Below are 24,118 nucleotides of genomic sequence, written 5' to 3'. Positions count from 1 at the left end.
AATCTTCTATCAGGAGATTTTGTCCATGTCCGACCCTGGCTTGATTGACACTGCCCGCGAGTTCAATCGTTTCTACACGAACTTTCTTGGGGTCCTTAACCGGGCCTATCTCGATACCGAGTTCACGCTGACCGACGCGCGCGTCCTCTTCGAAATCTGCTCCCGCAAGGGCGTCAGCGCTGGCGCACTTGCGCGCGACCTGCAGCTCGACCCTGCCTATCTCAGCAGAATCCTGAAACGTTTTCGCGCAGACGACCTGATCGAGACGAAGGCCGATCCCGGCGATCTGCGCAGTCAAATCATCACGGTCACCACCAAGGGACAAAGCCAATTCGAGGAACTTGGCCGGCGCGCCAATGCCCAGATAGCGGAACGTTTCGACACCCTCGTCGACGGCGAGCCCGAAAGCGTGGTGTCGGCAATGGCCGCCATTCGGGCGCTGCTGGACCCCGAGGCCGCGCCTCCTCCGCTGGTTATACGCGCCCATCGCCCCGGCGATATCGGGTGGATCGTCCAGAGCCAGGGCAAGGCCTATACCGAGGAATACGGCTGGGACATGCGCTTCGAGGGCCTTGTTGCTGAGGTAGCGGGCAAGTTCCTGGCCAACTTCGATCCATCGATGGAGTATTGCTGGATCGCCGAGCGTGGCGGCATCAACATTGGCTCGATCCTTCTCACCAATGGTGGCGACGGTGTTGCGAAGCTCCGCCTGCTCTATGTCGACAAAGCGGCGCGCGGTCTTGGCCTCGGCAAAATGCTGGTCAACGAATGCATCCGTTTTGCCAAGGCAAGGCAGTATCGACAGATAACGCTTTGGACGAATGACGTCCTGCACGCGGCGCGCGGCATTTATGTAAAGGCTGGTTTCCGCGTTGTCTCCGAAGAGCGACACCAGATGTTCGGGCCGGAGGAAAACGGGCAAACCTGGGTTCTTGATCTCTGAATCTGCTGCATCGAAAAAGTTTCGCTTGATTTGGAAACGATCATTTCCTAATTAGTCGCCATGACAACGGCGACCATTTCGACCCGGCAACGCGGCAGACCGCGCGCGTTCGATCGCGACGTAGCACTCGACAAGGCACTCCAGGTCTTTTCCGAGCGTGGCTATCACGCCGCGTCGATCAGCGAACTGACCGAGGCCATGGGCCTTGCCTCGGGCAGCGTCTACAAGGCTTTCAAGGACAAGCGCGGCATATTCCTCGCAGCCTTCGACCGATATCGCGCCGTGCGTCGTGACCTCCTGCACGCCCGCATGGCGAGGGTTGCAACCGGCCGCGAGAAAATTCGTGAGGTCCTGGCCCACTATGCGCTCTCGTCACATGGTGCCTCCGGCCGTTGCGGCTGCCTCGTCGTCAGCAGCGCGAACGACCTTGCACTCTTCGACCAGGAGGCAGCCGAACGTGTCGCGGCGGCCTTTATGGCCAACGAGAACCTGATTGCCGAGCTCCTGCGCCTCGGCCAAAGCGACGGCTCAATTGCAGCCGAGATCGATGTCGCGGCCACCGCCCGTACGCTCCTTTGCGTCACCAAGGGAATGCGCGTGGTGGGCAAAACGGGACGAAGCGAGGAAGACATGGTCGCTGTGGCCGAGACTGCAATGAAAGTTCTTTAATCATCCGATAGTACCACCGGAGCCTACTATGAGCCTTTCGACCACGACGCGGGAAACCGTCGCGCCACAAACGATCTCGCCGTTGATGACATTTCTTTTCGCTGCCACCTGTGGCCTGGTCGCGGCCAATCTCTATTACGGCCAGCCGCTTGCAGGCCCGATCAGCGCATCCCTAGGCTTCACGCCGGCGGCAACCGGCATGATCGTCACCCTGACGCAGATCGGCTACGGTCTTGGCCTGTTGTTGATCGTTCCGCTCGGCGACCTTCTTGAAAATCGCCGACTTGTGCTGACACTCATCGCCATCTCAGCTGTCGCTTTGGTCAGCGCCGGCCTTTCGTCGACGCCAACGATGTTTCTTCTGGCCTCGCTGTGCATCGGCCTTTCCTCGGTTGCCGTCCAGGTCCTCGTTCCCTTTGCTGCCCACATGGCGCCGGACGCTACGCGTGGCCGTGTCGTCGGCAATGTCATGAGCGGGCTGCTCTGTGGCATCATGCTGGCGCGGCCATTCGCCAGCTTCGTTGCCGAGGCGACGTCCTGGCACATGGTCTACGTCCTGACTGCTGCTCTGATGATCGCGCTCGTCGTCATCTTGAGAGCCAACCTGCCGGTCCGGGTTCCCCATACGAGGCTTAGTTATAGCAAGCTGCTTGCCTCGATGGCAGAGCTTGCTCTCCATTCGCGTGTTCTCCAGCGCAGAGCACTCTACCAGGCCGGTATGTTTGCCGCGTTCAGCCTGTTCTGGACCACAACGCCCCTATTGCTCGCAGGCCCTGAATTTGGGTTGACACAGAACGGCATCGCCCTGTTCGCACTGGCCGGCGCAGCGGGCGCCATCGCGTCGCCGATCGCCGGACGCCTCGCCGACCGCGGGTTGACGAAAGCTGCCTCCACCTTCGCGATGCTGCTTGGAATGTCGGCCTTCCTGATCAGCCAATTGGCTACGGACGGCTCGCTTACAGCCCTCTCATTGCTGACGGTAGCAGCGATCCTGCTTGACTTCGGCGTGACCACCAATCTGGTCTGCGGTCAGCGCGCCATATACGCGATCAGCGCCGAGCATCGTGGCCGCCTGAACGGCCTCTACATGGCGACGTTCTTTACCGGCGGGGCGATCGGATCGGCGGTGGGCGGCTGGGCATATGCGACCGGCGGTTGGGCGATGACCGCTTGGATCGGTTTCTGTTTCCCGGCCCTCGCGTTCCTTCTTTTCTTGACGGAAGCCCGCGGCCAGCAGCCAATCTCAGACGCCGGCTGAATCGAACCTGAGTCGGGCGGCGCGAACCAAATCATGGTTCTCTTCCGCCCAGTTCAGCAGCAAGGCCAGAGTGCCGTAGAGGGAGTGGCCGAGATCCGTCATGCGGTACTCGACGCTCGGCGGCTTGGTCGGAAAAACCTCCCGCTCGATATAGCCGTCGCGCTGCAGATCCCGCAGCGTCTGCGTCAGCATGCGCTGCGAGATGTCGGGGATCATCCGGCGCAATTCACCGAACCGGTACGGTCGCTTGGACAGTGCCTCGAGCATCAGCGTCGACCATTTGCCGCCAATCTGCTGCATCATGTCCCGCACCGGGCAATTGTTGAAATCAAGGCTGCTGAGATCGACGTCACGACGAACGCTCGAGGCCTTCTTAAGGTTGACGACGGCGCCACTCATCCCTTGGTTCCCTTTTGGTAACGTAGAGCGCAAAAACTGCCTTCTTTACAGCTCGCAGTCAATTCCTAATCTATAGTTAGTCTCTTTTTGAGACCGTCACGAACCAGAGGAAAGACATGAGCGAGACCATTCTCATCACCGGCGCGGCCGGCCAGCTCGGCCAGCGGGTCATTCATCACCTGCTCGGGACCGAAAAGGTTCCAGCTGCAAAGATCATCGCCGCGACGCGCGATCCCGCCAAACTTGCAGACCTCGCCGCTAGCGGTGTCGCCACCCGCAAGGCCGATTTCGATGACGCTGCCTCGCTCGAAGCGGCCTTCAAAGGTGTCGATCGGTTGCTGATCATCAGCACCGACGCGCTCGCCGTGCCCGGTCAGAGGCTCAAGCAGCATACGGCGGCAGTGAATGCTGCCGTCAAGGCGGGCGTCAAGCACATCGCCTATACATCGATGCCATCGCCGGACAAGTCGCTCGTGACCTTCGCACCGGATCACCTCGGCACCGAGAATGCCATCAAGACGACGGGCATTGCCTACACCATCATTCGCAATGCCTGGTACATGGACAACTATCTCCACGGCATGCCGCATAATCTCCAATCCGGGAGCTGGTACACGGGCAGCGGCGAAGGCAAGGTTGCGAATATCTCCCGGGAAGACTGCGCGCGAGCGATCGCGGCGGCGATTGCTTCCGATACCAAAGAAAGCGCAACCTACACGCTGACCGGAGCCGAATCCCTGAGTGCCAGCCAGATCGCCGCGGTCCTGACGGCTGCGGTCGGTAAACCATTGCAGGTCGTCAATGTTACCGATGAACAGCTTGGCCAAGGCATGCGCGGCGCCGGCCTCCCTGGCTTCGTCGCAGATATGCTGGTTTCTGCCGACGCTAACATCCGCGCCGGCAACTTTAATCTGGTGACAGCCGATTATGAGAAGCTGACCGGCAGGAAGCCTGAAACGCTGAAGGATTTCTTCCTCGCGCACAAGAGCGCGCTCGTCGCTTGAACCGGTAGAGGGGAGTCCGCTTCGCACCACCGGAGCGGGCCTCCAGCTATTTGGCGGCCTTAGATATCTTGGCCGCACGCCCGGCAGAACCGTCGTACCGTTTCCGCCATCCCGAATTCCAGCGCATCCGCTGTCAATCCGTGTCCAATGGACACCTCGGCGAGCTTCGGAATGCGATTTATGAGCGGCGGCAAATTAGCCACCGTCAGATCGTGCCCCGCATTGACGCCCAGGCCGATCGCCAGCGCCGCATCCGCCGTTTTGCCAAGTGCCTCCAGGATTGGCTCTGCCCTTTCGGGCGCGTCATGGCACCCACCATAGGGTCCTGTATAAAGCTCGATCCGGTCTGCGCCGATCGCCTTGGCGATCGCGACAGCCTCGGCATCGCCGTCGCCGTCGGCAAAAAGCGATACACGCGTTCCCTGCTTCTTCAGCCGCGCAATGACGTCTGCCAGGAAGTCACTGTGCTTGCGGAAGTCCCAGCCATGATCCGAAGTCGATTGCGAGGGATCGTCCGGAACCAGCGTGACCTGTTCGGGTGCCACGCCAGCGCACAGGTCCAGAAACTCATCGGTCGGGTAGCCCTCGATATTGAATTCGGCGTGCGGGAATTCGTCGTCAATCAGGTTTCGGATGACGGGCAAGTCCGAGAAACGGATGTGTCTTTGGTCGGGCCGTGGATGAACAGTCAATCCGCTCGCGCCGGATTGCAGGGCGATCCACCCGAGCCCCGCAACACTCGGCCACGGAAGGTCACGGCGGTTGCGCAGCATCGCGATGGCATTGAGATTGACGGAAAGCGTGGTCGGCATGACAGGATTCCACTGAAGCAAAAGATGATCGTTTCTAAGCCAATGAGTCGGCACGGGCCAACGAGATTCGTACATCAATGCATGTGAATCTGTGATAACGCGAGTGCCTCACCCGCCGCGGCGGCGCCCGAAGTACATCGGGTTCATTCTTCACGCTTTAAACGATCAAGCGTTTCTCCAGTGCTGATTTCTCATCATAATCGCCGTCACCTGAGGCAGCTTTCCCGCCGAGTTGCCCTGCAAATTAAAAGTCACTAATTTTGATACTAACAAATTACGCCGATCACGAGTAACGTAAGCCTACGATATCGAAGAGAACACCGTCAGTTGCTTCGATGCCTGAACACGGACAATGAGGGGGAACCCGCTCGACCGCACCCTTTTGCAATTTGCAGACGCATAATGAGCACAATGGGAGGGACCATGGCAGAAGGTTATAAGCACGGGTTCGCGACAGACATAGCGGCACCAACACGGCCGCGTCATCGTTTCCTCCCCTCAGCAGTCCTCCCCGCCGATTTGCCCCGCGGAAAAGTGCCGATCGCCGATATGGCCAATGCCTTCGGTGTCACCCATCGAACCCTGCATTTCTATGAGGAGAAAGGGCTGATCTCAGCCAGCCGAATCGGCCTGATGCGCGTCTATGAGCCCGGCGACGTCATGCGCATGGCCGTCATCAATGCTTGCCGCGAGGCCGGTATGGCGGTTGCTGTGATCCAGGACCTGATGACCGACCTTACAGAGGCCGACTCGCAGGAGGCCGCTGAGGCTTTGTTTCGTGACGCACTGATGACCCGCAAACGCGAGCTCAGCGCGGAAATGTCGACATTGCACCGGCAGGTGCAGCAGGTAAACGACCTGCTCGATCGCGAGGCGGCCGAAGATCCACTGAACGACAATCAAAGCGACTCGGCTCTGACGGATCAGGAACTGCGGTGCTTGGCGTTGATGGCGGCCGGCCTTTCGACGCAGCGGATTGCGCGCACTCTCGATCTTCGAGATGACGCTGCACAATCACTGGAAGCGGGCATCATCCAGAAATTAAACGCCAACCATCGCTTCCAAGCGATAGCCAAAGCGGTCATGCTGGGGGTCGTCCAAGTCTGATGCCGCGCAAATCGCCTAGCGTACGATCGTCAAGGTTTCTGCTGCGCGCGTGATCGCGGTGTAGAGCCAGCGCTCGCGCGTATCGCGGAACGCCCAGCTTTCATCGAACAGCACGACCTTGTTCCACTGCGAACCCTGCGCTTTGTGGACCGTCAGCGCATAGCCGTAGTCGAATTCGTCGTAACGCTTGCGCGTGTTCCAGGGGATCTCGCCTTCGGCGTCCTCGAAGGCCTGCTTCAGCAGTTTGATCTTCGCTGCGCCACGATCCATGTCGTCGTCTTCTGGCCGGATCAACAGGTTGATGCCGGGCTTCGTCGTCTCCCTGGAGGACGTCATCACCTGCCAGAGCGAGCCATTGAGCAGGCCCTTTGCGGGATCGTTGCGCAAGCAGACCAGCTTGTCGCCCGTCTGCGGGTACTCGGCCGTAAAACCCTTCAACTCGCGAAGGCGCTGATTGTATCGACGCCGCGTTCGGTTCGTTCCGACGAGCACCTGATCGGCATTAAGGACCAGCGACTGGTTCACTTCGTTCTTCGAAATCACCTGCGCGGCGCCGTAGTCGCCGTACATGATCTCGTTGCCTTCGCGAACCTGCATGGCGAGCTTGATAATCGGATTGTCTCGTGCCTGTCGGTGGATGTCCGTTAAGAGATAATCCGGCTCCTGATTGGTAAAATAACCGCCGCCCGAGACAGGCGGCAACTGGCCGGGATCCCCCAGGACAAGGATCGGCGTGCCAAAGCTCATCAGGTCCTTGCCAAGCGCTTCGTCCACCATCGAGCATTCGTCGACGATGATCAGCGCCGCCTTCGCAACGGGGCTTTGACGGTTGATCGTGAACATCGGAGCGATGGACGTCTTGCCCGTCTCCTCGTCCTCGACAGCCTCCTCGCCGCGCGGACGATAGATCAGCGAGTGGATCGTCTTGGCGTTGCCGGCGCCGCGCGAGCGCAGCACTTGAGCAGCCTTTCCAGTAAAGGCGGCAAACAGCACCTCCCCATCGACATGTTCGGCGAAGTGGCGCGCAAGCGTCGTCTTGCCCGTACCGGCATAGCCGAACAGACGGAAAAGCGGCGACCGCCCTTCCTTCAGCCATTTGGAAACAGCCTTGAGGGCTTCATCTTGTTGCGGAGCAAATTGCATCGTGGATCGACTTGGCAGGATTCGCCGGACATAGGCAACCCGGAAAATCCGACCAAACTGGGATCGCAAGGGAATTGAGCCGACGCCTCTCGCGTCTAGAGACCCCTCGTCGGATCGACGGCGAGCTCGGCTATGGCGCAATCGGCGAGTGGCGCCGCTGTGCCGAGAAAGGTCGAAAAATGGTACAGGCAGTCCTTTCTTGACTGTCAGCGCAGCGGATCGTTCGCAAGCTCGATCGGCTTGCCATGCGGCGTCGCCTCCGCCGCCCGCTGCCAGCTTTTCTGTAAATCAAGGATCACGGCGGCGTCAGCGACACCGAGCTTGGCAAGCAGCGCCGAAAGCGCAGCGACCCAGCAGTCGAAATAGTCGCTGCCGTCGGCCGCCCGGCCCGGCTTGTGCAGTTCCGCCGATAGCGTTTTTGCCCACTCGCCCCACCCAAACCGGCCCCGCTCATGCAAGTGAACTGTCATGGCGAACGCTTCAGCAGCCCAAGGCTCCGGAAACACCGGCTCTCCATCAGGCGACTTCGGCAACTGCGGCGACTGCACGAGCGGCGAACTGATCTCACATTGGCTCAAGATAGCTCTCCCAAGCATCGATCGAGACGCTGAGCGTCGGGTCGGCACACTCACCCCAGATCTCTCTGCCGTCGAACACGACCGTATACACCCATTGGGGATTTTCGCCTTTTCCATGTGCATTGTCGTCAGGAAAGACGAACGAGCCCTGCACGGCCTCGACAATGCCGGTTTTTGCACGAGCATAACGCGGCAGCCGCGTATGCGTGGTCGGATTGAAATTCCTGGTTCGGATCCTGTCACCGGCACCGTAGCGGGGCAGCGTTGTCACCGACCGATCACATGGGCCACCCTTTGCCAGCGCGCCCGCCACCATCTCGGCCTTCAGGACACGCTTTGGTGTCGCTCCATCCGTCTTTTTGTGACCAGCAGTGATCTCGTCGGCGGTGACGAAACCGTGCCGCTCAAGCAGCACCTCGAGAGCCCGCGTCCAAATCTCATAGTAACTTGCGGCGAGATAACTCGCCGGCGGAATGCTTTCGCGCGCATGCCTGCTCTCGTCAATATTCCAGGCGCCAAGCGCGCCGCTGGAAAGCGTCAGTCCGAGCGCCCGCTTTTCCCATTCCGCATGGAAATACGGCTCGTTCTTCTCTGGTGCGATGGAGCCGAAACCCATCTGACCGCCAAGATCGTGCGGGCCGTTCATGGGGCAACTCCTGGAAGAGTGGCAAGACCTGTTCCGATCATCGCATCACGGGTGACGAGATTGGCAAGCTGTTCCTCGCTCCACCCTTCGGTGCCGTCCGGTCTCTCGGGAACGACGAGATAGCGCAATTCTGCCGTCGAATCCCAGACGCGGATTTTCTTCTCGTCAGGCAAGGTCATGCCAAACTCGGCGAGCACGCCGCGCGGATCGATGACCGCCCGCGAGCGATAGGCGGGGGCCTTGTACCAGACCGGTGGCAGGCCGAGCACCGACCAGGGATAGCAGGAACAAAGCGTGCATACGACGAGATTGTGCGTCTCGTCGGTATTGAACACGGCACGCATGTGCTCACCCTGGCGGCCTATATAGCCGAGGCTCGCGATCGCCGCCGTGGCATCGCGCCGCAGCCACTCGGCGAATTCCAGATTATTCCAGGCCTTGGCAACAACCCGCGCTCCATTGCGCGGCCCGACTTTACGTAGGTCTCCACGATCACGTCGATGGCAGCGGGATCGATCAATCCCTTCTCCGTTAGAACTGTCTCAAGCGCCCTCACCCGAGCCTGCATGTCGGTATAGCGGTTATCATGGTCATGGTCGTGGTGGTGCACGAGAAATCCTCCGCCAATCTGCATTTACCTTAGGCTCACGTGTTACGCCAAGTCCTCTCGCCAATGCAACTTTTCGGTTAAGTTCGGTGCCATGAACATTCTGATTCTCGGCGCGACAGGCTTTATCGGTTCGGCGGTGGCATCCCGCCTGCTGGCCGACGGGCATAGTGTAACAGGCCTCGGCCGCAACCCGTCGCGCGCTCGTCTGAAATTTCCCGATATCAAATGGATGGAAGCCGATCTTTCAAAGATGCTGCGCGCCCAAGACTGGAGCGCCATCATTGGAGGCTATGACGCTGTCGTCAATTGCGCCGGCGCCCTGCAGGATGGTCTCGCCGACGACCTGGCGGCGACGCAACGAAAGGCGATGCTGGCGTTATACGCAGCAGCACAACAAACTCGCCCCTTAATCGTGCAGATATCCGCACAAACGAGTGGCGCCGCAGCCGATTTGCCATTCCTGGCAACAAAACGGCAGGCTGACGAAGTGCTCGCAGCAAGTGGCTTGCCCCACGTGATCCTGCGCCCAGCCCTCGTTCTTAGCCGGCATTCAAACGGTGGTTCGGCACTGTTACGTGCCCTTGCGGCCCTGCCCTTCGGAATCCCATTGGTCCATGCAACAAGTCCGGTTGCAACCGTTGCCCTTGACGACGTCGCGGCGGCGGTAAGCAGAGCTGTCGCGGGACAGCTCGGATCATGCACTGATGCGGATCTCGCGTCCACCGAGCAATTGACCCTCGCTGAACTCGTTACTCTCCACCGGCAATGGCTGGGCTTGCCCTCCACAGTTGTCGTTGCTTTGCCCACCATCGCCGCCCGGCCAATCACCTGGCTTGCCGATGCCGCCGGTCACCTTGGATGGCGCTCGCCCTTGCGTTCCACTGCCATGGCCGTCATGGCGGAAGGCGTTTTTGCCAATACCGGCAATAACCCTGGGATTGCGGCAGCCTCGGCGCGCGACACCCTGCGCATGAACCCGGCCGGGGTGCAGGATCTTTGGTTTGCCAGGCTCTATCTCTTAAAGCCGCTAATGATTGCCAGCTTGTCTTTCTTTTGGCTGCTGTCGGGCTTTCTGCCGCTCCTCGACGTGGAACGTGTCGCCACGCATTTCCATCCCCTCTTACGGGAAGGCACTGCTGCGTGGCTTTCGGTCTTCACCTGCCTCATCGATATGCTGCTTGGAGTGGCCGTTCTTGTCCGGCCGTTTGCCCGCAGAGCTATGAAGGGCATGATACTGGTCTCGCTGGCCTATCTTGCCGGTGCCACGATCATCGAACCCTCTCTGTGGCCCGATCCGCTTGGCCCCTTGGTCAAAGTCCTGCCGTCGCTAGTGCTGACGTCGACCGCCCTCGCGATTCTGGATGAGAGATGATGCTCGAACAATTGCTGCTACTGGCACATGTGATCGGCGCGACAGTCCTGTTCGGCACCGGCGCGGGGATCGCTTTCTTCATGGTGCTCGCCCACAGGACCCGGGATCCGAAGCTCATCGCTCACGTCGCAGGAACTGTCGTCGTCGCTGATGCGCTGTTTACGGCGACGGCAGCGATTCTCCAGCCGATGACAGGCTATCTGCTGGCGAAACTGATCGGCTGGGACCTGGCAGAGGGCTGGATCGCCCTTTCGCTGGCGCTCTATGTTTTTACGGGCCTGTTCTGGTTGCCAGTCGTTGCGATCCAGATCCGTATGCGTAACCTTGCCCGCGCTGCCGCCGCGGCGCGCACGGAGTTGCCGGTGGCCTATTTTCGGCTTTATCGTGTCTGGTTTGCCTTTGGATTTCCGGCATTCTTCGCGGTTGGAGGCATCCTGTGGCTGATGGTCAACAAACCGACGATCGCGTGGCTTTAACATCGGCCAGAGACTTCGGACCAAGCCGTCAGGTCGACACGCTCGGCACGTTGACCAGCGCGAAAGCGAGCCGACGGTCAGAACACGCGGCTGGACGTCAGGGAGCGAGGTAGGCTGCCATCGTGGTTGCGGCCATGCCCCATGCCTTCGGATTGCGCCACGGAAAGACTGCGCCGACAGGAACGACATCGGCTCACGCCATGCTTGCCTCCGTTAAGGTAGACGATGTCTCTTCGACGCCGCCGACGACCTAACCCTTGCGGGGACAGGCGCAGAATGCATTTGAAAGCAAGCTATTGATGTTGGCTATTTCAGAATCGGCCAGAGGCTCAATACCAAAAGCACGGCCATGGCGATGTTGAACCATTTGAGACGTACCGGATCGGACAACCAGTCGCGCAATGCCGCTCCGAATCCTGCCCACGTCGAAACGCTCGGCACGTTGACGAGCGCGAAAGCAAAGCCGACGATCATCACACTCGCCAGGTAGATGTCAGGGACAGTGTAGGTCGCCATAGCGGTTACCGCCATGACCCATGCCTTCGGATTGACCCACTGAAAGGCTGCTGCCGACAGGAACGACATCGGCTTCACGCCGCTTTTGCCTTCACCAAGGGTACGCGATGTCGCTATCTTCCAGGCGATCCAGGCAAGATAAGCGCCGCCGGCAAACTTCAGCATCGTATAGAACGACGGTACGGTATGCAGCAGCACCCCTAGTCCCAATCCGACGCCGATCAGTAGTGAGAAGAACCCCGCACCGATACCCAGCATATGCGGAACAGTACGACGAAAGCCGAAATTCACGCCGGATGCAAAAAGCATCATGTTGTTGGGGCCTGGTGTTATGGAAGTGGTAAAGGCAAAAACGATGAGTGCCAGAAATGTATCCAGCGGCATGTGACCTCCCAGAGGCGCGCGATGGCCTGAACGGGCCCGATTAATTTAGGTCAATATAACTGACCTAAGTCAGCGGCTCCATCCAATCATTGTCATGGTGACAGAAATGGTTGAAAGACAAAGACGCTGCGCAATCTTTATTCGAAACCGGAATGAACATCATGCGCGACGACGCCATTCCAACCATCAGCTTTCCCGGCGGAGCAGAGGTTCCGGCCATCGGCCAGGGCACTTGGAACATGGGAGAGAGGTCTTCTGAGGCAAAGCGAGAGATCGAAAGCCTTCGCACCGGCCTCGATCTCGGCATGACGTTGATCGATACCGCGGAAATGTACGCAGAAGGCGGAGCGGAAAAGATCGTCGGTCAAGCCATTCGAGGGCGACGGGATGAGGTCTTTCTGGTCAGTAAGGTTTACCCTTGGAACGCCAGCCGGAAGGGAACGATCGAAGCCTGCGGACGCAGCCTATCCCGCCTCGGCACAGATCGGATTGACCTCTATCTGTTGCACTGGCGCGGTGATCATCCTCTCGCCGAGACCGTAGAAGCGTTCGAAGCGCTGAAGGTATCAGGCAAAATTGGCGCCTGGGGCGTCTCCAATTTCGATACCAATGACATGGAGGAACTGCTGACGGTTCCCGCTGGAGGCAATGTCGCCACCAACCAGGTTCTCTACAACCTGTCGCGGCGTGGGGTTGAATATGATCTGCTGCCTTGGTGCCAGAAGCGCCAAATCCCGCTTATGGCCTACTCGCCGATCGAACAGGGACGAATCCTGCATCATCCGGAGCTGATCCGCATCGCCAAGGCCTACCAGGCGACGCCAGCGCAGGTGGCGCTTGCTTTCCTGCTGGAACGCGACGGCGTGATCGTCGTCCCGAAGACGTCGAGCACTGCTCGCGCTGCCGAAAACCGGGACGCTGTATCGCTCGACATTACCGATGGCGATTGGGCCGTCCTGGACGCAGCCTTCCCACCGCCGGTAAGAAAAAGGCCACTGGAGATGGTGTGATCCCCAGCGGCCTAGCATATCCCTGCCTAGTGACTACATGCCCTGCTGGCCACGGTTCATCGCGGCAATGCCGGTACGGCAGACCTCGATCAGACCGAGCGGCTTCATGATCGACACGAACTGGTCGATCTTCGACGACTTTCCGGTGATCTCCAGAATAAAGTGATCGATGGTTGCATCGACAACCTTCGCATGGAAGGCATCCGCGAGCCGAAGCGTCTCGGCGCGGGTCTCGCCAGTGCCGACGACCTTGACAAGTGCCACTTCGCGCTCGATCGGACGTTCCTGACCGAGTTCGCGGGCCCGTACCGTCAGATCAACGACCCGATGAACCGGAACGATGCGCTCAAGCTGCGCCTTGATCTGCTCGAGAACGTGCGGCGTGCCGCGCGTCACGATGGTAATTCGCGACAGATGCGCCTGATGCTCGGTTTCGGAGACAGTCAGGCTCTCGATGTTGTAGCCGCGGCCCGAAAACAGGCCGATGACGCGGGCAAGGACGCCCGGCTCGTTGTCGACGAGGACCGAAAGCGTATGGCTCTCGGCCGCCGCCGTCTCGGGCGAGATGAAGTAGGCAGAGCCCGTCGGCTGAAGGTGTGCGTTCATGATCGTGGGTTTCCTCTACCTAGATATCAAACGAGCTGCCGGCCCTTGGCGTCGATCGCGTTGGCAACCGCCTCATCCGTGGCCTCATCCGGCAGCAGCATCTCGTTGTGAGCCTTGCCCGAGGGGATCATCGGGAAGCAATTGGCGAGATTGGCGACACGGCAATCGAAAATAACCGGCTTCTTCACGTCGATCATTTCCTGGATTGCTCCGTCCAGATCTTCCGGCTTGTCGCAACGCAGGCCAACGGCGCCGTAAGCTTCCGCGAGCTTGACGAAGTCGGGCATCGCTTCCGTATAGGAATTCGACAGGCGGTTGCCGTGCAGCAGCTGCTGCCACTGGCGAACCATGCCCATGTACTGGTTGTTCATGATGAAGATCTTGATCGGCGCCTCATATTGGATCGCCGTCGACATTTCCTGAATGCACATCTGGATCGAGGCGTCGCCCGCAATATCGATGACGAGGCTTTCCGGATGCGCGATCTGAACGCCGAGCGCTCCCGGCAGGCCGTAGCCCATGGTGCCGAGGCCGCCCGAGGTCATCCAGCGGTTCGGCTTTTCGAAGCCGTAAAACTGCGCCGCCCACATCTGGTGCTGGCCGACTTCAGTCGTGATATAGGTGTCGCGATCCTTCGTCAGCGCATAGAGGCGCTCCAGCGCATATTGCGGCATGATCACGTCGTTGCTCTTGGTATAGGCGAAGGAGTTGCGCGCGCGCCAGCGGGCGATATCGGCCCACCAATCGGCGATCTGGCTCTTTTCCGGCTTTTTCGGCAGAGCCCGCCACAGGCGGACCATATCTTCCAGAACGCTTCCGACGTCGCCGCGAATGCCGAGATCGACGCGAACGTTCTTGTTGATCGAGGACGGGTCGATGTCGATGTGGATCTTTTTCGAATTCGGCGAGAAGGCATTGATGCGGCCAGTGATGCGATCGTCGAAGCGAGCGCCGATGCAGACCATGACATCGCAGTCATGCATCGCCATGTTCGCCTCGTAGGAGCCGTGCATGCCGAGCATCTTCAGCCAGTTCTTGCCTGATGCCGGATAGGCGCCGAGGCCCATCAGCGTCGAGGTGATCGGGAAGTCCGTCAGTTCGACCAGCTCGCGCAGCAGCTTGGTGGCCTCGGGGCCGGAATTGATAACGCCGCCGCCGCTATAGATGACCGGGCGCTTGGCACTCGCCATCAGCTCAACGGCCGACTGGATCTGGTGAAGATCGCCCTGCATCTTCGGCTGGTAGCTCTTCTGGATCGCGTGGGCTGCCGGTGGCGTGTAGGTGCCGGTCGCAAACTGCACGTCCTTTGGAATATCGACGACAACCGGTCCCGGGCGGCCGGACTGCGCGATGCGGAAGGCCTCGTGGATGATCGCGGCCAGATCATTGACATCCTTGACTAGCCAGTTGTGCTTGGTGCAGGGGCGTGTGATCCCTACGGTATCGCACTCCTGGAAGGCATCCGAGCCGATCAGCGAGGTCGGAACCTGCCCCGTCAGGCAGACGAGCGGGATCGAATCCATCAAGGCGTCCTGCAGCGGCGTGACGGCATTCGTCGCGCCCGGTCCCGAGGTAACGAGCATGACGCCGACCTTGCCGGTGGAACGGGCGTAGCCTTCGGCCGCATGGCCGGCACCCTGCTCGTGGCGGACGAGAATGTGCTTGATATCGTCCTGCTGGAAGATCTCGTCGTAGATCGGCAGCACTGCGCCACCCGGATAGCCAAAGATATGCTCGACGCCGTTGTCCTTCAGGGCCTGGAGGACGATCTCCGCTCCCGTCATCCGATTGCCTACTGCCTGATTGTCCGTGCCCGTCATGTTTCTTTTCCGTTTGACTGCTGGGATTTGAGTTTTGTGGTCCGGAAGCCCGAATTTCGGGCATAAAAAAAGGCCCCTGGGGAGCCTTTCATCTAGCGCATGGGTGGCTATCGCCGGATGGTTACACCATCCTGCCCATGCGCCTTCCCACCACGATAAGAGCTGCTGCGATTTTCATGGGGCGAAGTGATAGACAGAAAATTTCGCATCGTCAACGCATTCCGCAACAAAAAATCGAGCTCGATCGCACCAGCCGAGCATGTCCGCAACGGCCCGTTTGTTACAAAAAGACTTTCTTAAACGTTCGTGCATATCCTCCTTCGCTACCGCAGGGAGTTGCCCTTTGCTGAATAAGGACTTGCACACGTCAGGCAAGGCAGGCGAGCATGACCGCCGCGATGACCAGACCCCGGGCAACCGGTTTCTCGGTCGCGTTGTTGCGTGCAGCGGCTCTCGCGCCACCATCGCCGCCGTCGCCGAAGCCGGCGGCACGGAATTGGCGGAACTCTGGTCGGTCGGAAGGCTGATTTCGATCAGCGTCGGTCGCAACCGCGTGGTTGCACTCGTCTACGCCATGAACACTGGCGGCCACAGCTGGGGCGAAGGAGAGGACAACTACTTCCAGATCGAAACCGAACTGCTTGGTGAAGTTCGTGTCGACGAGGATGGTCGCGAACAGTTCTCGACTGGCATTTCGCGCTACCCCTATCTCGGCGCCATCGCTCACCGCATTCGCTCGAGTGACTTGATGCGCATCTACGACGCCGGCAGCGGAACGACGGCTGTCATCGGCAAGCTCACGCAGGACGAGAGCATCGATGCCGCCATCCACATCCCCTCCATGCTGTCGAAGCACTTCGCCATCGTCGGTTCGACCGGCGTCGGCAAGTCGACCGCTGTCTCTCTTCTTTTGCACAAGGCGATCGAAGCCGACCCCAAGCTACGCGTCCTGATCCTCGACCCACATAACGAATTTGCCGCCGCCTTCCCGACGCACTCCGTTGTCATCGACACGGATACGCTCGATTTGCCCTTCTGGTTGATGAAGCTCGAGGAATTTGCTGAAGTCGTCTTCAGAGGACGAACGCCTATTCCCGAAGAAGTGGATATTCTGCGCGACCTGTTGCCGGACGCAAAGCGCGCCTTCCGCGGGAGCGACAGCTCTCTCGTCCGGCGCACGACGGAAAAGAGTTCGATCACCGCCGATACGCCGGTGCCCTACCGTATGGCCGATCTTTTGGCATTAATTGACGAACGGATCGGCAGGCTCGAAGGCCGCAGCGAAAAGCCGCTGCTCCGATCGTTGAAGATGCGCATTCTGGCCGCGATCAATGACCCACGTTACCACTTCATGTTCTCCAGCAATACGATCAGCGACACGATCATGGAGACGGTGGCGGAAATCTTCCGTATCCCCGGCGACAGCAAGCCGATCTGCACCTTCCAGCTATCCGGCATCCCGTCCGAAGTTGTGAACTCAGTCGCCTCGGTTCTCTGCCGCATGGCCTTTGAAATCGCATTGTGGAGCGACGGCGCCATCCACATGCTCGTCGTTTGCGAAGAAGCACACCGCTATATTCCGTCGGATCCGAATCTCGGCTTCTTCCCGACGAGGCAGGCGATCGCCCGCATCGCCAAGGAAGGCCGCAAATACGGCGTATCACTGGGCATCATCACCCAGCGTCCCGGCGAACTGGATCAGACGATCCTGTCGCAGTGCTCGACGCTTTTTGCCATGCGCCTTGCCAATGATCGCGACCAGGAAATCATCCGTTCGGCGATCCCCAACTCATCGATCTCGACGACCAGCTTCATTTCCTCGATCGGCAACGGAGAGGCGATTGCCTTCGGTGAAGCGATCAGCGTTCCGATGCGAATGCGCTTCTCACGCGTCGAGGAACGCTACCTACCGAAGGCCAACGGCGCCAGCGTGAAGGTGAGCGAGGAAGATCCCGACAACATCGACCTGCGCAAGATCGTGACGCGCATGCGCGCCGTCAGCGGCCCCGACATATCAGCGTTTCAGCAAAGCTATTCCGCCGCGATGCCGCCGAGCGGTCCCTACGAGGACGAAGACGATTATGACGACGACTTCGACGGGCCGGTAGCGCGCTACTCATATCCATCGGCGCCAATGGGCGCCCATATACCAACACCACCACCGCTTGCCCCGATCGAGCCCTATCGCCGGGATATGCTGCCTGGATCAGGCTCGCCGCGAGATCCTCTAGCGGCCGAGTCACGCTCAACTGCAGCGACACCGGAAACATCCATCGACAGTCGCCTCGAGGCTCTAAGACGCGAAATTCGCGGCGAGCCGTCACCGTCCCAAGGGGAGAACCCTGCGGTCGCGGGCAGCATTCGCCGAGAATCCGGCATGTCACTGCGTGACAGCATACTGAAAAAGCCGCTCAGCAGCTTAAAAAACAAAGACTAGCGTCGCGCCACTTCCTATCCCAGACGCTCCCAGCTTTCATCCATCTGGTTGCGAAACCAGGTCATCTGCCGCTTTGCGTATTGTCGCGTCGCTGCAGCGCCCCGCTCCAGAACTTCGGCGCGGGTGAGCTCGCCCCTCAGCATCGCTGCGATTTGCGAGACGCCGATCGCCTTCATAACCGGCATATCAGACGACAACGAAAGCGAGAGCAGGGCCTTTACCTCGTCCTCGGCCCCCTGCTCCAGCATCTTTTCAAACCGCCCGTTGATCCGCCGATGGAGGACTGATCGCTCCGGTTCGACGACGATCTTGCGAGCCGTCGAAGGGTCGACGATCAAGGGTCCCGTTTGGGCCTGAAAATCGAAGATCGATCGGCCGGTCGCTTCAATGACCTCCAGCGCCCTTACGATCCGCTGCCCGTCCTGCGGACGGAGACTGCGGGCAACTGCAGGATCGCGCTCTTCAAGCCGTCGATAGAGTTCCTCAGGCCCCTCGTCCTGCAGGCGTGAGCGCAGGCTGTTGCGCACCTCCTGCGGTATCGCAGGCATGTCCGAAAGCCCACCAGTCAGCGCCTTGAAATAGAGGCCTGTCCCGCCAACAAAAATCGGCTTCCGTCGCTCGGCACGCAGGCGCTCCAGCAAGTCCGTGACCTCACGCAGCCATGCGCCTGTCGAATAGGAGCGACCGGCAGGAACATGACCGTACAGGTGATGGGGTACACCCTGCATATCTTCGTCCGAGGGCCGCGCGGTCAACAGGCGCAGCGTGTCGTAGACCTGCATACTATCGGCGTTGATGACGACGCCATCGTGTTCTTTCGCCAATTCGACGGCGAGCGCGGACTTGCCGCTAGCGGTCGGCCCGGTTATCAGGATCGGGTTCAATGCACTCAGAAGGTTTTCCATCATGGCCCTCGTTGCCACGCTTGTTGCCAATCCGTCAAATCCTGTTCTCACGCCTATGATTGCCGAACAGGCAGCCGGTGCGGTGACAGCTTCCGGTCTCTACTGGCTGGCTGACGGAATAGCCTGCGATATCGCATTGCGGGACGGCACGGACGTGGAAGCTGCTCGCGCCAACATTCTCGCCGTCATCGGCAGTGCTGCGATCGACCTTGTCGTCCAGGATGCCGAGATGCGCCGCAAGAGACTTCTGATCGCCGATATGGACTCCACCATGATCGGCCAGGAATGCATCGACGAACTTGCCGCTGAAGTCGGCCTGAAGGAAAAGGTCGCCGCAATCACCGCTCGGGCCATGAATGGAGAGGTCGCCTTCGAGCCGGCACTTCGTGAACGCGTCTCGCTCTTGAAGGGGCTGCCGATCTCCGTCGTCGACGAGGTCATTTCGAGGCGCATCACGCTGACGCCAGGCGGCCCGGAATTGATTGCCACCATGAAATCCAAGGGACACTATACGGCACTGGTCTCAGGCGGCTTCACCGTCTTCACCAGCCCAATCGCAAAGACGCTCGGCTTCGACGAAAACCGGGCGAATGTTCTTCTGGAAGACAACGGCGTTCTCACCGGATTTGTCGCTGAACCTATCCTCGGCAAACAAGCCAAGGTCGATGCGTTGAACGACATCTCAGCAAAGCTGGGTATCTCACCTGAGGACGCCATGGCCGTCGGCGACGGCGCGAATGATCTCGGTATGCTTCAGCTGGCGGGATCTGGTGTCGCACTGCACGCAAAACCGACAGTCGCAGCGCAGGCGAAGATACAGGTCAATTACGGCGACCTTAGCGCCTTGCTCTATATCCAAGGCTACCGCAAAAGCGACTTCGTAACGCCATGACCGTGATCTTAACAACCGATCGCCTGGTTTTGCGCAATTGGACCGAAGAGGATCGGTCGCTCTTCCACGAGATCAATTCCGATCCTGACGTGATGGAATTCTTCGCCTTTCGTCGCAGCCGCGTTGAAGCGGATTCGATGCTGGACACTATTCGCGATGCTATTGCTACTACAGGGCTTGGCTTCTACGCCGTAGCCCTGAAGGAAACCGATGAGCCGATCGGCTTTTGCGGCCTCTGGAAACCGGATCTCGAACCGTTCCTCCCTACAGGCACAATCGAGGTCGGCTGGCGTTTGGCGAAGCGGCACTGGGGCAAGGGATATGCAACGGAAGCGGGAGCGGCAGCACTTCGCCATGGCTTCACACAGTTCAATTCTCCCGAGATCGTCTCTTTCGCAGTGGCCGACAATCATCGTTCCACCGCCGTCATGCGCCGACTGGGCCTGGATCCTCAACCGGATCGGGACTTCGACCACCCCCGGGTACCCGACACCCATCCGCATCTGAAGCGACACGTTCTCTATGCGATCAGCCGTCAGCAGTGGATGCGAACAGGCGGCTGACGTCGATATTCATGCGCGACAGCGGCATCAGGAATGTCATCCGTCTGCCATCGTCGTTGACACGGAGATTGGAAAACCTTCAAAAGTTCATACATGGATGAACGAGGCCTCGCCTCGCTATTCCATTGGCACCGCCACGAAGCGCAGGTCACCATTCGCCGATGCGATCATCATCTGGGCATTGCGCCGGCCCTCCTGCTTCAGTGACTGCACCTTAGCAGCAACCGCCTCTGGCGAGCGCATGAATTCCTGCGCCACCTCGACGATTACGTCACCGGGCTTCAACCCCTTCTCCGCTGCCAGAGACCCGGGCGCAACCTCGGCAACGAGCACACCGTCGACGCTCTCGGCAATACCGAAGGTCTTGCGCGTCTCGGCGCTCAGCACCGAAAGCGATAGGCCGAGCACGTTCTTCGGATTGGCCGCATCGGGTGTCGCCTGATCAGACTTACCCTTGCCATCCGGCATTGGCTGGCTCTGCTGGTCATCCGGCTCGTCCATATCCTGGTTCTCGTCAGGATCCGGATTGATGACGCCGCCCTTGTTGTTGGTTTCGGCATCGTTCGAAGCAGCCTGATCGCTGTCTTCGAGGCGGCCGAGCTTTACCTTCACGGTCTGCTCCTTGCCATCGCGAAGAACGACGACGTCGACTTCCTTTCCCACCGGGCTCTCAGCCACCACCCGCGGTAAATCACGCATCTCGTTGACCGGCTTGCCGTCGAATTTCAGGATGACATCGCCGGCCTTGATCGAGCCGTCATCGACCGGCCCACCCTTGATGACGCCTGCCACAAGTGCACCCTTGGCGCTGGAAAGGCCGAGGCTATCTGCAATATCGTCAGTCACTGGCTGGATGCGTACGCCAAGCCAGCCGCGGCGTGTCTCGCCAAACTCGCGCAGCTGCTCGACGACGCCCGCAGCCAACTCGGACGGCACCGAGAAACCGATACCGATCGACCCGCCACTCGGCGAAATGATCGCCGTGTTGATACCGATGACCTCGCCCTTCATGTTGAAGAGCGGACCACCGGAATTGCCCTTGTTGATGGCTGCATCCGTCTGGATGAAGTTGTCGTAAGGTCCGGCGTTGATGTTGCGCCCGCGTCCGGAAATGATGCCGACGGTCACCGACCCGCCGAAGCCGAACGGATTGCCGATCGCCATGACCCAGTCGCCGATGCGCATCACGCTGGAATCGCCGAATTTCACAGCCGTCAGCGGCGCCTTCGGCTCGACCTTGAGCACCGAAAGGTCGGTCTTCGTATCGGTCCCGATCAGCTTCGCCTTCAGCTTTGTGCCGTCGGCGAAGTTGACTTCGATATCGTCGGCGCCTTCGATCACGTGATTGTTGGTGACGATATAGCCTTGCGGATCGATGACGAAGCCGGAACCCAACGAGTTGACGTTGTGGTTGCCCCCCTTGTTGCCCTTCTGCTTATTGAAAAAGTCGTTGAAGAACTCCTGGAAGGGCGAACCGTCGGGCGCGCGCGGCGCCGGGCCAACGCCTTCGTCGTCCTTGACATTCTGTGACGTGGAAATGTTCACGACCGCATTGAGAAGCCCTTGGGCGAGATCGGCAACGGATGCCGGCCCGTTCATCGGTGGCGTACCCTGCGCGTGGACTAGGCCGGTGAAACCAGTGTTAGCCAGAAGTGCGGCGCCGGCCAGGAGAGCGAGCGATCGTCTGAAGGTCGGGCGGGTCGTCGGGGCCATCAAGCATCCTCATTTCAAATAAAACGCACTCTGTGCACCAGCATAAGGCGGAATGATGGAGGGTGAAATCACCTTTTCGCGAAATCCCGCTCAATCTATCCGCTGTCTCACCGCAGCGCATAAAGGGTCGGCAAAGCTGCCGACCCTTCGGTGTTTCTGCAGGTCCCGATGCGTCGATCAGTTTGTCGGCGCAGTGGGCATCGCCGGTGTCGATGCGTTTCGGGGCGCGCCGCTCGCGTCGTTGAAGAAACGGAAGAATTGCGAGTTTGGCGAAATTACCAGCGTCGTGTCCTGCGATGTCAGAGCCGTCGAATAGGCGGCCATCGAGCGATAAAACTCGAAGAATGCGGGATCCTTGCTGAAGGCATCCGCAAACAACCGGTTCCGCTCGGCGTCGCCCTGCCCGCGCAAGACTTCGGAATCGCGTTGCGCCTCGGCGGTGATCTCGACCACCTGCCTGTCTGCGATCGCCCGGCGGCGCTGGCCTTCTTCAGTACCCTGCGCGCGCAGGAGTTCAGCTTCGGCAAGACGCTCGGCACGCATGCGGTCATAGGTCTTCGGCGCAACTTCGCGCGTCAGATCCGTACGACGAATACGGACGTCCTGAATGTTGAGACCAAGCTCTTCGGCATCGCGATGCAGGTCGTCACGAACCTCGAGCATCATTGCCACGCGCTCTTCCGACAGCGCGGCATCGAAGTCGCGCAGACCGTAGACACGGCGAAGCGAAGAATCGAGCTGCGTGCGCAGGCGCGCTTCCGCTGCCTCGCGATCGCCAGATACGGTTTCGCGGAACCTGCGCACGTCCCTGATGTCATAGACCACGAAAGCGTCGACATCGAAAGTCGCGCCACCGCGGACCTGGACGCGAATGTTGTCGAGATCGAAGCGAAGGGCACGCCTTTCGACGATCTGGACGCGGTCGGCATCAATGAAGGCAAATGGCAGCTTGAAATAGATGCCAGGCTCGGTCTTTACCGACTGGATCTGACCGAAGCGTACGACGATTGCCTGCTCGCGCGCGTTCACAACGAAGACCGAAGAGTAGAGCGCAATCAGGACGATGGCGAGGAGGCCGAGGATGAGCGGAAGCCTATTCGATGTCATGGCTCAACCTCCCTGCTGTGCCTGTTTGCCGATCTCGTTGAGCGGCAGGTAAGGAACAACCCCCTGCTTCTCATCGATCACGACTTTCTTGGAATTCTTGAGCACCTGTTCCATCGTTTCGAGGAAAAGACGCGTGCGGGTGACGTCGGGCGCCTTGGCGTATTGTTCGTGGATGGACGCAAACCGCTGGGCCTCGCCCTCGGCTTCCTTGACGACGCGGTTCTTATACGCCGCGGCGGCTTCGCGAATCTGGGCGGCGTCACCACGCGCCTGACCGAGCTTCTGGTTGGCGTATTGGTTGGCTTCCTCGACGAGGCGCTGCTTGTCCTGGTCGGCCCGCTGCACTTCTTCAAAGGCATCGGCAACTTCACGCGGCGGCGCCACGTCCTGGATTGTTACCGCGCCAATGGAGATGCCGGCCCTATAGCGATCCATGGTTCCCTGCACGATGTTGGCAACCTCGGTCTCGATCGGCTGACGATTGTCACGGAACGCGTCCTGGGCCGGGCGGCGGCCGACAACCTCGCGCATAGCGCTTTCGGCGACCTGTTGCAGTGTCTCGGCCGGATTCTCGACGTTGAACAGATACGCCTTTGGATCGCTAACAGTGAAAAAGACGGAGAACTGGACGTTCAGGATATTCTGGTCGCCAGACAGCATTAACCCGCTCGAGGACGAACTGGACGTCGATGCCGCCCCGATGTTCTGCTGCTGCATCGTCACCTTGACGATTTCGACGGTTTCCATCGGCCATAGGTGGAAATGCAGCCCGGGCGCTGAAATCTCTTCCTTCGGATTTCCAAAGCGCAGTTCCACGCCGCGCTCGTCCGGCTGGACGATATAGATGCACTGGAAGAGCCAGAACACCACCAGGATCATACCGACAAGAGCGACAACCCCGCCGTTGAACCCACCGGGTACAATGTTGCGAAGTTGATCCTGGCCACGCCGGATAATGTCTTCCAGATCGGGTGGGCCGCCCTTACCACCGCCGCCGCGCGGGCGATTGGGCCCTTGCCCCCATGGTCCCTGATTGTTACCGCCGCCGCCCCATGGGCCGCCGCCGCCATTCTGATTGCTCCAGGGCATCAAAACCTCGTTATTCGTTGAACTCCCGATCGCCGAACCCACGGGGGCGGCAGATGTCG

General features: G+C 59.8%; 23 protein-coding genes and 1 pseudogene. 11 read left to right on the top strand and 13 right to left on the bottom strand.

Going from position 1 to position 24,118, the window contains the following annotated elements:
* The first annotated feature begins 25 nt into the window (after nucleotides 1–25).
* The 3 genes from BN77_RS19130 to BN77_RS19120 are packed head-to-tail and all read left to right on the top strand — an operon-like array spanning nucleotide 26 to nucleotide 2,870.
* Nucleotides 26–943 carry a bifunctional helix-turn-helix transcriptional regulator/GNAT family N-acetyltransferase gene (locus BN77_RS19130; protein WP_007534933.1) on the top strand — a complete coding sequence of 306 codons (918 nt, stop codon included), beginning with the start codon at nucleotides 26–28 and terminating at the stop codon, nucleotides 941–943.
* Nucleotides 944–1,003: 60 nt separating this feature from the next.
* On the top strand, nucleotides 1,004–1,612 hold the full coding sequence (locus BN77_RS19125) for a TetR/AcrR family transcriptional regulator (protein ID WP_007534932.1): 609 nt from the start codon (nucleotides 1,004–1,006) through the stop codon (nucleotides 1,610–1,612).
* A gap of 28 nt (nucleotides 1,613–1,640) precedes the next feature.
* Entirely contained in the window at nucleotides 1,641–2,870 is a 1,230-nt protein-coding gene (locus BN77_RS19120) for an MFS transporter (RefSeq protein ID WP_007534931.1), read from the top strand.
* Here the strand turns inward: BN77_RS19120 and BN77_RS19115 are convergent.
* Nucleotides 2,856–3,269 (bottom strand): winged helix-turn-helix transcriptional regulator, encoded by a 414-nt coding sequence (locus BN77_RS19115; RefSeq protein WP_007534930.1) that lies wholly within the window; start codon nucleotides 3,267–3,269, stop codon nucleotides 2,856–2,858. The genes BN77_RS19120 and BN77_RS19115 overlap by 15 nt on opposite strands.
* Nucleotides 3,270–3,385: 116 nt before the next feature.
* On the opposite strand from BN77_RS19115, the gene BN77_RS19110 reads away from it, so the two are divergent.
* On the top strand, nucleotides 3,386–4,273 hold the full coding sequence (locus BN77_RS19110; RefSeq protein WP_007534929.1) for an SDR family oxidoreductase: 888 nt from the start codon (nucleotides 3,386–3,388) through the stop codon (nucleotides 4,271–4,273).
* A 59-nt stretch (nucleotides 4,274–4,332) separates the two neighbouring features.
* On the opposite strand, the gene BN77_RS19105 is transcribed toward BN77_RS19110, so the two are convergent.
* On the bottom strand, nucleotides 4,333–5,085 hold the full coding sequence (locus BN77_RS19105; RefSeq protein ID WP_007534927.1) for a pyridoxine 5'-phosphate synthase: 753 nt from the start codon (nucleotides 5,083–5,085) through the stop codon (nucleotides 4,333–4,335).
* Nucleotides 5,086–5,508: 423 nt separating this feature from the next.
* On the opposite strand from BN77_RS19105, the gene BN77_RS19100 reads away from it, so the two are divergent.
* Entirely contained in the window at nucleotides 5,509–6,192 is a 684-nt protein-coding gene (locus tag BN77_RS19100) for a MerR family transcriptional regulator (protein WP_007534926.1), read from the top strand.
* A gap of 15 nt (nucleotides 6,193–6,207) precedes the next feature.
* On the opposite strand, the gene BN77_RS19095 is transcribed toward BN77_RS19100, so the two are convergent.
* The 4 genes and pseudogenes from BN77_RS19095 to nthA form a co-directional block, all read right to left on the bottom strand.
* Nucleotides 6,208–7,335, bottom strand: a complete 1,128-nt coding sequence (locus BN77_RS19095; protein ID WP_007534923.1) for an ATP-dependent DNA helicase — start codon at nucleotides 7,333–7,335, stop codon at nucleotides 6,208–6,210.
* A gap of 206 nt (nucleotides 7,336–7,541) precedes the next feature.
* Nucleotides 7,542–7,913 (bottom strand): nitrile hydratase accessory protein, encoded by a 372-nt coding sequence (locus BN77_RS19090; RefSeq protein ID WP_040677411.1) that lies wholly within the window; start codon nucleotides 7,911–7,913, stop codon nucleotides 7,542–7,544.
* Nucleotides 7,900–8,559, bottom strand: coding sequence for a nitrile hydratase subunit beta (nthB, locus tag BN77_RS19085; protein ID WP_007534919.1), 660 nt, complete (start codon nucleotides 8,557–8,559; stop codon nucleotides 7,900–7,902). The genes BN77_RS19090 and nthB overlap by 14 nt, the downstream gene beginning before the upstream one ends.
* Nucleotides 8,556–9,193 (bottom strand): annotated as a pseudogene (gene nthA / locus BN77_RS19080) (nitrile hydratase subunit alpha). Before nthA ends, nthB begins: the two are co-directional and overlap by 4 nt.
* A 67-nt stretch (nucleotides 9,194–9,260) precedes the next feature.
* Here nthA and BN77_RS19075 point away from each other — a divergent pair.
* Nucleotides 9,261–10,541 carry an SDR family oxidoreductase gene (locus tag BN77_RS19075; RefSeq protein WP_007534912.1) on the top strand — a complete coding sequence of 427 codons (1,281 nt, stop codon included), beginning with the start codon at nucleotides 9,261–9,263 and terminating at the stop codon, nucleotides 10,539–10,541.
* Nucleotides 10,541–11,017, top strand: coding sequence for a DUF2269 family protein (locus BN77_RS19070; protein ID WP_040677409.1), 477 nt, complete (start codon nucleotides 10,541–10,543; stop codon nucleotides 11,015–11,017). The genes BN77_RS19075 and BN77_RS19070 overlap by 1 nt, the downstream gene beginning before the upstream one ends.
* A 306-nt stretch (nucleotides 11,018–11,323) precedes the next feature.
* Here the strand turns inward: BN77_RS19070 and BN77_RS19065 are convergent, their stop codons facing one another.
* Complete coding sequence (locus BN77_RS19065; RefSeq protein WP_007534908.1) at nucleotides 11,324–11,917, bottom strand: LysE family translocator; 594 nt, start codon at nucleotides 11,915–11,917, stop codon at nucleotides 11,324–11,326.
* Nucleotides 11,918–12,078: 161 nt separating this feature from the next.
* On the opposite strand from BN77_RS19065, the gene BN77_RS19060 reads away from it, so the two are divergent.
* The gene (locus BN77_RS19060) at nucleotides 12,079–12,927 is read left to right on the top strand and encodes an aldo/keto reductase (RefSeq protein WP_007534906.1); all 849 of its coding nucleotides are present in this window, start codon (nucleotides 12,079–12,081) and stop codon (nucleotides 12,925–12,927) included.
* 33 nt (nucleotides 12,928–12,960) lie between these two features.
* Here the strand turns inward: BN77_RS19060 and ilvN are convergent, their stop codons facing one another.
* Together ilvN and BN77_RS19050 are read right to left on the bottom strand one after the other, a co-directional pair.
* Nucleotides 12,961–13,533 carry an acetolactate synthase small subunit gene (ilvN, locus tag BN77_RS19055; protein ID WP_007534904.1) on the bottom strand — a complete coding sequence of 191 codons (573 nt, stop codon included), beginning with the start codon at nucleotides 13,531–13,533 and terminating at the stop codon, nucleotides 12,961–12,963.
* A 26-nt stretch (nucleotides 13,534–13,559) separates the two neighbouring features.
* Entirely contained in the window at nucleotides 13,560–15,353 is a 1,794-nt protein-coding gene (locus tag BN77_RS19050) for an acetolactate synthase 3 large subunit (protein ID WP_007534902.1), read from the bottom strand.
* A gap of 343 nt (nucleotides 15,354–15,696) precedes the next feature.
* Here BN77_RS19050 and BN77_RS19045 point away from each other — a divergent pair, with 343 nt between their 5' ends.
* Nucleotides 15,697–17,790 (top strand): ATP-binding protein, encoded by a 2,094-nt coding sequence (locus BN77_RS19045; protein ID WP_007534900.1) that lies wholly within the window; start codon nucleotides 15,697–15,699, stop codon nucleotides 17,788–17,790.
* A 14-nt stretch (nucleotides 17,791–17,804) separates the two neighbouring features.
* On the opposite strand, the gene miaA is transcribed toward BN77_RS19045, so the two are convergent.
* Entirely contained in the window at nucleotides 17,805–18,698 is an 894-nt protein-coding gene (gene miaA / locus BN77_RS19040; RefSeq protein ID WP_040677402.1) for a tRNA (adenosine(37)-N6)-dimethylallyltransferase MiaA, read from the bottom strand.
* Between miaA and serB the strand changes: the two genes are divergently transcribed.
* Both serB and BN77_RS19030 read left to right on the top strand, forming a co-directional pair.
* The gene (serB, locus tag BN77_RS19035) at nucleotides 18,697–19,587 is read left to right on the top strand and encodes a phosphoserine phosphatase SerB (protein ID WP_040677399.1); all 891 of its coding nucleotides are present in this window, start codon (nucleotides 18,697–18,699) and stop codon (nucleotides 19,585–19,587) included. The two genes, miaA and serB, sit on opposite strands and share 2 nt — an antisense overlap.
* Nucleotides 19,584–20,150, top strand: a complete 567-nt coding sequence (locus BN77_RS19030) for a GNAT family N-acetyltransferase (protein WP_007534894.1) — start codon at nucleotides 19,584–19,586, stop codon at nucleotides 20,148–20,150. Before serB ends, BN77_RS19030 begins: the two co-directional genes overlap by 4 nt.
* Before the next feature lie 117 nt (nucleotides 20,151–20,267).
* Here BN77_RS19030 and BN77_RS19025 read toward each other — a convergent pair whose 3' ends face one another.
* The 3 genes from BN77_RS19025 to hflK form a co-directional block, all read right to left on the bottom strand.
* On the bottom strand, nucleotides 20,268–21,863 hold the full coding sequence (locus BN77_RS19025) for a DegQ family serine endoprotease (RefSeq protein ID WP_007534892.1): 1,596 nt from the start codon (nucleotides 21,861–21,863) through the stop codon (nucleotides 20,268–20,270).
* 177 nt (nucleotides 21,864–22,040) lie between these two features.
* Nucleotides 22,041–22,970, bottom strand: a complete 930-nt coding sequence (gene hflC, locus BN77_RS19020) for a protease modulator HflC (protein WP_007534890.1) — start codon at nucleotides 22,968–22,970, stop codon at nucleotides 22,041–22,043.
* Nucleotides 22,971–22,973: 3 nt separating this feature from the next.
* A complete protein-coding gene (gene hflK, locus BN77_RS19015) occupies nucleotides 22,974–24,059 on the bottom strand; it encodes an FtsH protease activity modulator HflK (protein ID WP_007534888.1) in 1,086 nt (361 codons plus the stop codon).
* Nucleotides 24,060–24,118 lie beyond the last annotated feature (59 nt).

Origin of the sequence: Rhizobium mesoamericanum STM3625, from assembly GCF_000312665.1 — a bacterium.
Classification (GTDB): Bacteria; Pseudomonadota; Alphaproteobacteria; order Rhizobiales; family Rhizobiaceae; genus Rhizobium; species Rhizobium mesoamericanum.
Note: the sequence above shows the minus strand (reverse complement) of the source record. Positions and strands in the feature narration are given on the sequence as shown.